Origin of the sequence: Aestuariivirga sp. (assembly GCF_044238155.1) — a bacterium.
Classification (GTDB): Bacteria; Pseudomonadota; Alphaproteobacteria; order Rhizobiales; family Aestuariivirgaceae; genus Aestuariivirga.
The window spans coordinates 1-11,128 of sequence record NZ_JBIIDX010000118.1 but is presented as its reverse complement, the minus strand read 5'-3'; the positions used below and the strand labels follow the sequence as shown (position 1 = coordinate 11,128).

Genomic DNA, 11,128 nt, shown 5'->3' with positions numbered 1-11,128 from the left:
AGCAGACGATCAAGCGGCTGGTACCGGTCGCGCGGCTGGCCCATCAGGCTGAGCGGCTGCCAGAGGACCCGCTCGAAGGTTCCGGCCGCGGCCTCGGCGTAGGGATAGCCTTCATTGCCGAGGAACAGGGTCGGCTTGCGGCCGGGGACCACCACGAGGAGGGCTTCCTCGAAACGCGGGTCATGGCCGGTTGCCCAGCAGATGTTGGCCATGTGCTCACGGTCGCCATAGATGACGGCAGCCTCAAGGCCGTGCTGGCGCATTCGGTCAAGCAGCGCTTCGAGCCGTGCGGCATAGAGGTGCCGCGACAACTGAGGCTCGGAAACGGGGCTGCCGAAATCCGGCAGGTTGATCTGGCTGAGAACGGCGCGGCGCATGGTCCAACTCCTGTCAGATTCGTAGGATAAACAAACAACTCTCCGCGTCCAGTTCCGGCATGCAGGGGCGCGTGACGCGAGACCAACAGGAGACGACCATGCTGATCAAGCGCATTCACGGCTGGGAAATCCCTGAGTCACGGGTCACGGATGAACATGTCTTCCTGAACCGCCGCCACTTCATGGGCGCGGCGGCAGGGGCGCTGGCGCTCGCCGCCGCGGGCAGCGCGCGAGCCGAGGCCGATCCTTCCGCCGGGCTCTACCCCGCGCCGCCCAACCCGGCATACGCCGATGCCGGGCGGCCGGTGACCGAGGCGCAATACACCACGACCTTCAACAATTACTATGAATTCGGGTCATCGAAGCGCATCGCGGCGGCGGCCGACAAGTTGCCGATCCGGCCGTGGGAGATCGTCATCGACGGTGAGGTGGAAAAGCCGGCACGCTGGGCAATCGATGATCTGTTGAAAGCGGTGACGCTGGAAGAGCGCATCTACCGGCATCGTTGCGTCGAGGCATGGTCGATGGTGGTACCGTGGACCGGCTTTCCGGTGAAGCGTCTGGTAGAACTTGCGAAGCCGACATCGAATGCGCGCTATATCCGCTTCGAGACCTTCAACAGGCCGGACGTGGCGCCGGGGCAGAAAGACGGGCTGTTCACCAGCTATCCATGGCCCTACGTCGAGGGCATCACCATGGCCGAGGCGCTGAACGAGCTGCCGCTGCTGGTAACCGGGGCCTATGGCAAGCCGCTGCCAAACAGCATGGGCGCACCGCTTCGTCTTCACCTGCCGTGGAAATATGGCTTCAAGTCGATCAAGGGTCTGGTGCGGGTCAGTTTCACGGCTGACCGGCCGGTTAGCTTCTGGGAAACCCTTGGCCCGACGGAGTATGGATTTTGGGCAAATGTGAACCCGGAGGTGCCGCATCCGCGCTGGAGCCAGGAGAGCGAGCAGGTGCTTGGCTCGGGTGAGCGTGTACCCACTCTCTTGTACAACGGCTATGGCGAGCAGGTCGCGGGTCTTTATGCCGGCCTCGAGGCAGAGAAGCTGTTCATGTGAAAGAAAAAGGCCGGTCGCAAAGACCAGCCTTTGAAGTTTCCGATCGCCCCGAGAGAGGGGCTTGGAAGGCGCTGCTCGCACAGGGTCGAGCATCGCGGTCCCCGTTTGACGGCCTGTCAGGGGAGGCCGACAAGCCATCGAATCCCACGCCGGATGCGCGGCAGAATGCAAGATCATGCAAGCCGCCGGTCGCGACAAGCAGTGCCGTGGCATGGGAGCCATGCTGCTCCTGCAATGGAGCAGGAGGGCGTTTCAGCAAGCCGGGATCAGAAGCTCCACTCCTTGGCCTTGGCCACGATGAAGTCGCGAAAGACCGTGACGCGCTTGGTGTCCTTCAGCTCCTCGGGGTAGACGAAGTAGGTGTCGAACTCGGGAGTTTCCACCGTCAGGTCGATCTGCACGAGACCTGAATCCTCCGGCACGATGTAATCAGCCAGAGATGCTATGCCCATGCCAGCCTGCACCGCACGGCGCAGACCGTAGGCGTTGTTGACGCGCAGAGACACGGCCCGCGGTTCGCCCTCGGGGCGGCCCACATTCTCGAGCCAGTTCACGGGCGTCAGATAGTTGGGGGCCTGGCCGAAAGTGAGGATCTTGTGCTTGTCGAGATCGTCGAGCGATTTCGGAATGCCGTGCTTCTTGAGATAGTCGGTCGAGGCATAGAGATGGTGGTGCACCGTGAACAGCTTGCGCTGGATCAGATCCGGCTGGGTTGGCCGTCTTAGCCGGATGGCAACGTCGGCTTCGCGCATGGAGAGGTCGAGTTCGCGGTCATCGAGCAGCAGGGTGATGGCGATCTCGGGATAGATCTCCGAGAACTCGCGCAGCCTCGGCGTCAGCCACACGCTGCCGAGTCCCACCGTGGTGGTGATGCGGAGTTCGCCTGACGGCTTTTCCTTCGAATCCATCAGGCGTGTCTGCGCCGCGGTGAGCTTGGTGAACACCTCATGCGCGGTGCGGTAGAGCATCTCGCCCTGTTCGGTGAGGATCAGCCCACGCGCGTGGCGGTGAAACAGCGGCACGTTGAGCGCTTCCTCGAGCGCGCTGATCTGGCGGCTGACTGCAGATTGCGACAAGCCGAGGTCATGGCCGGCATGGGTGAAGCTGCCGGCATCCGCCACGGCGTGGAAGATGCGCAGCTTGTCCCAGTCCATGACGCTACTCAGCGGCATGACGCACCTCGGACTGGCCATGCAGCCAGCGCTCGGCCTCGAGAGCTGCCATGCAGCCCATGCCGGCGGCGGTCACTGCCTGGCGGTAGACGTCATCCGTCACATCTCCCGCCGCGAACACGCCGGGGATTGCCGTCTGGGTGGAGCGTGGCTCGGTAATGAGGTAGCCGCCCTGCTTGAAGGGAAGCTGACCCTCGAACAGCTCGGTTGCGGGCTTGTGACCGATGGCGATGAAGATCCCGTCAACTGCCACGTCCTGTGTTTCGCCCGTCTTGACGTTCTTCAGGCGGGCATGGGTGACGCCCTTTGGATTGTCCGTACCCAGAACATCCGCAAGTGTCGTATCCCAGATCACCTTGATCTTGGGGTGGGCAAACAGGCGGTTCTGCAAGATGCGTTCAGCCTTGAATTCATTGCGGCGGTGCACGAGGAGAACTTCGCTTGCGAAATTGGTGAGGAACAGTGCCTCCTCGACGGCAGTGTTGCCGCCACCCACCACCAGCACCCGCTTGTTGCGGTAGAAGAAACCGTCACAGGTGGCGCAGGCCGAAACACCGAAACCGCGGAAGGCCTGTTCGGCCGGGAGATCGAGCCACTTCGCCTGCGCGCCGGTGCAGATGATCAGTGCATCGCAGGTATAGTCCTGACCCGAATCGCCCTTGAGCCAGATCGGCTTCTGGCCGAGCTTCACCTCGGTGATCGTGTCGGACACGATGTCGGTGCCAACATGCTCGGCCTGGGCGCGCATCTGATCCATCAGCCATGGACCCTGGATCACATCGGCAAAGCCAGGGTAGTTCTCGACGTCGGTGGTGATGGTCAGCTGGCCACCTGGCTGAATGCCCTGGACGAGGATCGGTTTCAGCATGGCGCGGGCGGCGTAGATTGCGGCGGTGTAACCGGCAGGCCCCGATCCGAGGATCAGAACCCGGGCATGACGGGCGGACATGGTTCATACTCCCTGCTATGAGAAAACAGCATAGCTTATTCGGTCCTTGCGACAAGCCCGCTACAAGCTGTTGTGAACAACCGCTCGCCGGTGGTTGGCTGTCTCTCTCGCGCCCCGCCGTCCGACTTGCTACAGCAGACCCGATGCGCACGTCCCTCAGCCTTCAGCCCGGCTGGTTCAGCCTGATATCGGCCACCCTCACGGCAGTGGTCGTGGGCTTCGCCTCCACCATTCTCGTCATCATGGAGGCGGCCCGCAGTGTTGGCGCCACCCCGGCCCAGCAGGTGTCCTGGGCGGCCGCCCTGTGCTTTGGCATGGCGGCCACTTCCTTCATCCTGTCAGTGCGCTACCGCATGCCGATGATCACTGCCTGGTCGACGCCGGGCGCGGTGCTGATCGCCACGTCGGGTGGCAGCATCACGTATGCCAATGCGCTCGGGGCCTTCGTGGTTGCTGGCCTGCTGATGATGGTGGCCGGCCTGATCAAGCCTCTGGAGAGGGCGATCGAGAAGATTCCTGCGCCAGTCGCGGCAGCGATGCTGGCGGGTGTGCTGCTGCGCTATACGCTGGGTGTGCCGGGCGCGGCGCTGGCGCTGCCCTGGGCCGTGCTGCCGCTTGTCGCCATATTCTTTGCCCTGCGTCTGTTCTATCCGCTGTATGCCGTGCCGGTGGTGGTAGCGGCCGGCGTGGGCCTTGGCCTGCTCAGCGTTGATGGAACGGGGGTGTGCTGCAACTTCGGCCTGACCGGTCTCGTCTGGACCACGCCCGCCTTTGACTGGCAGACGATCCTGTCGATTGGCGTGCCGCTGTTTCTGGTGACCATGGCCTCGCAGAACCTGCCAGGTTTCGCTGTTCTGAGGGCCAGCGGTTATCAGCCGCCGGTGCAAGCCGCGCTTCTGGCCACCGGGGCTGCTTCGACTCTGCTTGCACCCTTTGGCAGCCATGCCATCAACATGGCGGCAATCACCGCCTCGATCGTCACCGGCCCCGACTGCCACCCGGATCCGGCGAAGCGCTGGCTGGTGGCCTTGCCTTATCTCGTTCTCTACGGCCTGATCGGCTTGATGGCGGCCGGATTTGTTCAGGTACTGGGCGCGCTGCCCAAGGACCTGATCACCGCCATCGCGGGGCTCGCGCTGTTCGCGCCGATGATGGGCGGCATGACGGCCATGCTGAAGGAGCCTCGCGACACCGAAAGTGCATTGGCAGCGTTCCTTGTCACAGCCAGCGGGGTGACGGTCCTGGGCGTGGGTTCAGCCTTCTGGGGGCTGCTGGCGGGGCTTGTGTTGTTCGCCGCTCGCCATGCGCTGCGGGCTCGGCGCCGTGACCTGGGCTGATCCGGAGCAAGCCGTGCTTCGTTCTCACCAATATGAGAAAACTCTTCCTGACGATCATCTTCACCCTGCTCGCGAGTTTGCCCGCCATGGCTGGACCCAACGCCTATGACTTCACACTGACCGGCATTGACGGCAAGCCCATGCCATTGGTGCAGTTCAAGGGTCACCCGATGCTCATCGTCAACACGGCATCCGAATGCGGTTTCACCCCGCAGTATGAAGAGCTGGAAAAACTATGGCAGACCTACAAGGACAAGGGCCTGGTGGTGATCGGTGTTCCGTCCAATGATTTCGGCGGACAGGAGCCAGGATCGGCGGAGGAAATCGCCACCTTCTGCAAGCTCAACTATGGCGTCACGTTCCCGCTGTCCGACAAGACTGTGGTGAAGGGGGCAGACGCGACACCGTTTTACAAATGGGCGGGCGAAAAGGCCGGCATGCTGGGCCGGCCGAAATGGAACTTCCACAAATACCTCATTGGCAGCGACGGGCAGTTCATCGACTGGTTCTCGACCCAGACCAAGCCGATGAGCCCCAAGATCACCGCCGCCATCGACAAGGCGCTGGCTGCTCCGTAGCGCTCGACTTCATCATCTCATCACCGCCAGACCCGATCCGGACACCCTCCTGGCTGTCGCGCCCGTGGTGATGGCCGGGTCGAGCCCGGCCATGATGACAGGGGTGGATGCTTGACCAGAGGCACCCTGTTGGCTGCCGCGCCCGCGGTGATGGCGGGGTCGGGCTCGGCCACGACAAGAAGGGGGGGCGTTCGGCGGCGCTTACCGCCAGGCGACCTTGGCGATCTCGTAGGATTTGCCGCCACCCGGCGTGTTGACCTCGACCGAGTCACCCTTCTTCTTGCCGATGATGGCACGCGCAATGGGCGAGGACACGGAAATCTTGCCCTTCTTCACGTCTGCCTCGAACTCACCGACGATCTGGTAGGACGTCTTCTCGTCGGTTTCCTCATCAATCAGCGTGACCTTCGCGCCAAACTTCACAACGTCACCAGAAAGTCTTGATATGTCGATGATTTCAGCTCGGGAAAGCTTGTCCTCAAGCTCCGCGACCCGTGCCTCGGTCCAGCCCTGCTGCTCCTTGGCGGCGTGATATTCGGCATTCTCCGAGAGGTCGCCATGCGAGCGGGCCTCTTCGATGGCCTTGATGATGCGCGGTCGCTCCACGGTCTTGAGGTGCTTCACCTCATCCATCATGGCGGCGTGGCCCTCGGCAGTCATCGGCACTTTGTCCATCGGCATCGTCCAGTCTCTTGCCGTGCTCCGCGTGGCCCGGAGACGGTTGTTCGTCGGTGTCTTGGAAAAAACGACACCCGGCGATGCGGAGCGACCGCATCATGCCGGGCGAAACCGCAGGATGCCGCAACTGACCCGGAAATTCAAGAGGGGTGCCGAGCTCAATGGATAAGGCATTGTAAATAAATGCTTTTCTTGGTCAGAAATAGTCCTGCAGCGGCTTGACCTCAAGCCGGCCCTCGCGCTGGGCCGCAATCGCCTTGGTGACCGCCAGGATGCCGGGAAGGGTGGTGTAGTAAGGCACCTTCTGCATCAGTGCCGTCTGGCGGATCGGTTTCGAGTCGGACTGGGAGGCGCGTGTTTCGGTCGTGTTCAGCACCAGCTGGATCTCGCCATTCTTGATGGCGTCGACCACATGCGGGCGGCCTTCCAGAACCTTGTTGATCTTGGTGGAGGGGATGCCCTTCTCCTCGAAATAGCGCTGGGTGCCTCCCGTGGCCACCAGCCGGAAGCCCATTTCGACGAATTTCTTCATGGCGGGGATGATCTTGGGCTTGTCGGCGTCCTTCACCGAAATGAACACCGTTCCGGCCTGCGGCATGCGCATGCCGGCGCCGAGCTGGCTCTTCGCGAAGGCCATATCGTAGCTCATGTCGAGACCCATCACCTCGCCGGTGGAACGCATCTCGGGGCCCAGCAGAACATCCACGCCGGGGAAGCGGTTGAAGGGGAACACAGCCTCCTTGACGGCAACGTGCGAAATCTTCTTCGACTTCAGCTTGAAGCTGTCCAGGGTCTCGCCCGCCATGACGCGGGCAGCGATCTTGGCCACCGGCAGACCGATGACCTTGGCAACGAATGGCACAGTGCGGGAGGCACGCGGGTTCACCTCGAGCACGTAGATGTCGCCGTCCTTGATGGCGAACTGCACATTCATCAGCCCCACCACCTTGAGCGCCAGCGCCAGCACGCGTGCCTGGCGTTCGAGCTCGGCGATGACGGGGGCTTTCAGCGAATAGGGCGGAAGCGAGCAGGCCGAGTCGCCCGAATGGATGCCCGCCTCCTCGATATGCTCCATCACACCGGCGATGAACACGTCCTTGCCGTCGGCGATGGCGTCGACATCCACTTCGGTGGCGTTGGAGAGATAGCTGTCGATCAGCACCGGCGAGCTGCCCGAGACCACAACCGCCTCGGTGATGTAGCGTTCGAGCTGGGCCTCGTCGCGGACGATTTCCATGGCCCGGCCGCCCAGCACATAGGAGGGCCGGATGACCACGGGGAAGCCGATCCGGCGGGCGATCTTCCTGGCCTCGGCAGCGGAGTGCGCAATGCCGTTCTCGGGCTGGCGCAGCTTCAGCTTGCGGATGAGCCTGGCGAAACGGTCGCGGTCCTCGGCCAGGTCGATGGCGTCGGGCGTCGTGCCGAGGATGGGTACACCTGCCTTTTCGAGAGCGCCCGCCAATTTCAGCGGCGTCTGGCCGCCGAACTGCACGATAACGCCTTTCAGCGTGCCATTGGACTGCTCGGTGTGGATGATCTCCAGCACGTCCTCGGCGGTGAGCGGTTCGAAATAGAGCCGGTCCGAGGTGTCGTAGTCGGTCGACACGGTCTCGGGGTTGCAATTGACCATGATCGACTCATATCCAGCATCATGCAGGGCAAAGCAGGCATGGCAGCAGCAGTAATCGAACTCGATGCCCTGGCCGATGCGGTTGGGGCCGCCACCCAGAATGATCACCTTCTGGCGGTCGGAGGGCCGAGCCTCATCCTCGTTGTCGTAGGTTGAATACATGTAGGCGGTGGGCGACGCGAATTCGGCGGCGCAGGTATCGATGCGCTTGTAGACAGGGCGCACCTTCAGCTTGTGACGGTGAGCGCGCACCCTGTCTTCGGAGAGGCCGACGAGCTCGCCAAGGCGCTTGTCAGAAAAGCCCATGGACTTCAGTCGTTTCAGGTTCGCCGCATCCCTGGGCAGGCCGCGCTGCCTGATCAGCTCTTCGGTGCGCACAATCTCCTCGATCTGGCGAAGGAACCAGGGTTCATACTTGCAGGAGTCGTAAATCTCGCTGACGCTTGCTCCCATGCGGAAAGCCTGGGCAATCTTGAGGATGCGGTCCGGCGTGGGCGTGCCCAGCGCCGCGCGGATGGCGTTCCGGTCATCGCCTTCGCCCGCACCAGTGATCGCCACCTCGTTGAAGCCGGTGAGGCCGGTCTCCAGCCCGCGCAGCGCCTTCTGCATCGACTCCTGGAAGGACCGTCCAATTGCCATCACCTCGCCCACCGATTTCATGGCGGTGGTGAGGGTGGCGGACGCGCCCGGGAACTTCTCGAAGGCAAAGCGCGGGATCTTCGTGACGACATAGTCGATGGTGGGTTCGAAGGCGGCCGGCGTGGCCCCTCCGGTGATGTCGTTTGCCAGTTCATCGAGCGTGTAGCCCACGGCCAGCCTGGCCGCGACCTTGGCAATGGGAAAGCCGGTGGCCTTGGAGGCGAGCGCAGAAGAGCGCGACACCCGCGGGTTCATCTCGATCACCACGAGGCGGCCATCGGCAGGGTTGACGCCGAACTGCACATTGGAGCCGCCGGTCTCGATGCCGATCTCGCGCAGCACCGCAATCGAGGCGTTGCGCATGATCTGGTATTCCTTGTCGGTCAGCGTCAGCGCCGGGGCCACGGTGATCGAATCGCCGGTGTGCACGCCCATCGGATCGACGTTCTCGATCGAGCAGACGATGATGCAGTTGTCCGCCTTGTCGCGGACCACTTCCATCTCATACTCCTTCCAGCCCAGCACCGATTCCTCGATCAGCACCTCGGCGGTGGGCGAGGCATCAAGCCCTTTTTCGACGATGTCGAAGAATTCCTCGCGGTTGTAGGCAATGCCGCCGCCGGTGCCGCCCAGGGTGAAGGAGGGCCGGATGATGCAGGGAAGCCCTACCTCGAGCATCGCCTCGAAGGCTTCCACCATGGCGCGGTTGCGGTACTTGCGCAGACGCTCAGGCTCTTCGGCCGCCCATTGCTTTTCGAAGGCGTCAACATCGCCGCCGCCGGCCTTGAGCCTTGCAATCTCCGCCGCGTGGAAATCCTTGTCGGCGTCCTTGGCGGCGGAAGCATTGGCGAGCATGGATTTCGGCGTTTCGAGGCCGATTTTCTTCATCGCCTCGCGGAACAGTTCGCGGTCTTCGGCCTTGTCGATCGCCTCGGCCTTGGCGCCGATCAGCTCGACGCCGAACTTCTCGAGCACGCCCATCCGGTTGAGCGAGAGTGCGGTGTTCAGTGCGGTCTGACCGCCCATGGTCGGCAGCAGAGCGTCAGGCCGCTCCTTTTCGATGATGCGGGCGACAACCTCGGGCGTGATTGGCTCGATGTAGGTGGCGTCCGCCAGATCCGGGTCCGTCATGATGGTGGCCGGATTGGAGTTGACCAGAATGATGCGGTAGCCTTCCGCCTTCAGTGCCTTGCAGGCCTGGGTTCCCGAATAGTCGAATTCGCAAGCCTGGCCGATGATGATGGGCCCAGCCCCGATGATGAGGATGGACTTGATGTCGGTGCGCTTTGGCATGTGAGGGAAACCCGATTTGGGGTTCCCTACACAATCACATGGGGGATTCCAAGCCCTATCGCCCCCTCGTCCACCGCGCCGAGGGTGGCAGGCGACTTGTGGATCACCGTGACATTGCCGACCGGCACGGGCAGGGGCTGGGCCGGTTGCGGCGGAAATCCGCCAGCCGCCATGAACAGCGCGGCCAGTATCAGGGACAGGGCAAAGGACTTCATCCGGTGCAGGCGACTGTTGCGGGAGGTGGAAAAAAGCCCCGGCACAAATGGCCGGGGCCCAGTTGCAGGCAGTGTTTGCAGGGGATGGGGGGAAGAACTGCCTGGGTTCTCAATCATGCCGAACCGTACCCGGCAAGGCGGGGCCTGGAGCGGCGAAATGGTCATTGCGGGACGTCGGAGCAATCCTCCACCGCGCAGGCCTCAAACACCAGCGGGCCGATCACGGGGAAGGGGCTGTTCTTGTAGATCACCGTCTGGTTGGCGCCGGCGGACTGCAGCACCTCGAGCCCCTGCGGCGCAGACTGCAGGGCAGCGGCGGCCGGAACCGCAGCGATCATGGCCATCAGGACGAACAGGTTACGGATCATCGGGTTTTCCCTCTCCTCATCACTTGCCCGTGCATTCTGCCGTTCCGCACTGGAACCGATGCTGAATGCGCCGTTCATGTCGTGTTTAGCTAAGGGGGAAACTGTCCGGCCGTAGGACGGGCCTGTAACCGTTTTGTGGTAGCTTGTGACAAGTTCAGGGCAATTGTGGCGGCTGCCTTAATCGGCGCCCCGGCGGCAGCCCGCTAGAAACTGAAAGGCCGCGCTCCCTGGGGAGGCGGCCTTTCGAAACCACTTGGCTGTGTGGGAGATTTACTGGGAGCGCGGGCCGCGGGTGGGCGCGCCCTCGACCTTCTTGGGCATGGGCAGAAGACCTTCGCGCTGCAGCTTCTTGCGCTGCAGCTTGCGCGCACGGCGCACCGCCTCGGCCTTTTCGCGCGCCTTCTTCTCGGAGGGCTTTTCGTAATGTCCGCGCAGCTTCATTTCGCGGAAAATGCCCTCGCGCTGCATCTTTTTCTTGAGAGCTTTCAGGGCTTGATCGACATTGTTGTCACGAACGACGACTTGCAAGTGCTACCTCAAAATTAGGTTGGGACGGGTCTCGGGGCCCCGTGAAAGGCCCGAAATTGGCGCGCGGCTTAGCATGCCCCATCAGGGCTGTCGAGGGGAAAGCCGGTTCACGTGGCCCATTTTCCGGCCGGGGCGGGCCTCGCGCTTTCCATACAGATGGAGATGAAGACCAGGCTCTCCTGCCAGTTCCTGCCAGCGGCTGGCTTCCTCTCCCAGGAGGTTGGTCATCACCACGTCAGAATGACGCTCTGCCGTGCCCAGAGGCCAGCCACATACGGCCCGGATGTGCTGCTCGAACTGTGA

The 11,128-nt window shown here is 62.8% G+C and carries 11 protein-coding genes and 1 pseudogene; 3 read left to right on the top strand and 9 right to left on the bottom strand.

Going from position 1 to position 11,128, the window contains the following annotated elements; genetic code table 11:
- On the bottom strand, positions 1-377 hold a 377-nt coding region (locus ACILRN_RS12390; protein ID WP_395688726.1), incomplete at its 3' end, for an aminopeptidase P family N-terminal domain-containing protein.
- Positions 378-475: 98 nt separating this feature from the next.
- Here ACILRN_RS12390 and msrP point away from each other — a divergent pair.
- Positions 476-1,438 carry a protein-methionine-sulfoxide reductase catalytic subunit MsrP gene (msrP, locus tag ACILRN_RS12385; RefSeq protein WP_395688724.1) on the top strand — a complete coding sequence of 321 codons (963 nt, stop codon included), beginning with the start codon at positions 476-478 and terminating at the stop codon, positions 1,436-1,438.
- Positions 1,439-1,704: 266 nt separating this feature from the next.
- Here msrP and ACILRN_RS12380 read toward each other — a convergent pair whose 3' ends face one another.
- Together ACILRN_RS12380 and trxB are read right to left on the bottom strand one after the other, a co-directional pair.
- Positions 1,705-2,610 carry a LysR family transcriptional regulator gene (locus ACILRN_RS12380; protein WP_395688722.1) on the bottom strand — a complete coding sequence of 302 codons (906 nt, stop codon included), beginning with the start codon at positions 2,608-2,610 and terminating at the stop codon, positions 1,705-1,707.
- The gene (gene trxB, locus ACILRN_RS12375; protein ID WP_395688720.1) at positions 2,597-3,559 is read right to left on the bottom strand and encodes a thioredoxin-disulfide reductase; all 963 of its coding nucleotides are present in this window, start codon (positions 3,557-3,559) and stop codon (positions 2,597-2,599) included. The genes ACILRN_RS12380 and trxB overlap by 14 nt, the downstream gene beginning before the upstream one ends.
- A gap of 143 nt (positions 3,560-3,702) precedes the next feature.
- Here trxB and ACILRN_RS12370 point away from each other — a divergent pair, with 143 nt between their 5' ends.
- Together ACILRN_RS12370 and ACILRN_RS12365 are read left to right on the top strand one after the other, a co-directional pair.
- Positions 3,703-4,896, top strand: a complete 1,194-nt coding sequence (locus ACILRN_RS12370) for a benzoate/H(+) symporter BenE family transporter (RefSeq protein WP_395688718.1) — start codon at positions 3,703-3,705, stop codon at positions 4,894-4,896.
- Positions 4,897-4,928: 32 nt separating this feature from the next.
- Positions 4,929-5,474 (top strand): glutathione peroxidase, encoded by a 546-nt coding sequence (locus ACILRN_RS12365; RefSeq protein ID WP_395688717.1) that lies wholly within the window; start codon positions 4,929-4,931, stop codon positions 5,472-5,474.
- A gap of 201 nt (positions 5,475-5,675) precedes the next feature.
- Here ACILRN_RS12365 and greA read toward each other — a convergent pair whose 3' ends face one another.
- The 6 genes and pseudogenes from greA to ACILRN_RS12335 all read right to left on the bottom strand — a co-directional run.
- Positions 5,676-6,149 carry a transcription elongation factor GreA gene (gene greA / locus ACILRN_RS12360; protein WP_395688728.1) on the bottom strand — a complete coding sequence of 158 codons (474 nt, stop codon included), beginning with the start codon at positions 6,147-6,149 and terminating at the stop codon, positions 5,676-5,678.
- Between the two features lie 199 nt (positions 6,150-6,348).
- A complete protein-coding gene (carB, locus tag ACILRN_RS12355) occupies positions 6,349-9,714 on the bottom strand; it encodes a carbamoyl-phosphate synthase large subunit (RefSeq protein ID WP_395688716.1) in 3,366 nt (1,121 codons plus the stop codon).
- 26 nt (positions 9,715-9,740) lie between these two features.
- Positions 9,741-9,929, bottom strand: coding sequence for a hypothetical protein (locus ACILRN_RS12350; protein WP_395688715.1), 189 nt, complete (start codon positions 9,927-9,929; stop codon positions 9,741-9,743).
- A 161-nt stretch (positions 9,930-10,090) separates the two neighbouring features.
- Entirely contained in the window at positions 10,091-10,375 is a 285-nt protein-coding gene (locus ACILRN_RS12345; protein WP_395688713.1) for a hypothetical protein, read from the bottom strand.
- Between the two features lie 192 nt (positions 10,376-10,567).
- Positions 10,568-10,825: a 30S ribosomal protein S21 gene (gene rpsU / locus ACILRN_RS12340; protein WP_395688711.1), complete on the bottom strand. Its 258-nt coding sequence runs from the start codon at positions 10,823-10,825 to the stop codon at positions 10,568-10,570.
- 81 nt (positions 10,826-10,906) lie between these two features.
- Positions 10,907-11,128, bottom strand: a pseudogene (locus tag ACILRN_RS12335) (5-(carboxyamino)imidazole ribonucleotide synthase); the annotation flags it as partial.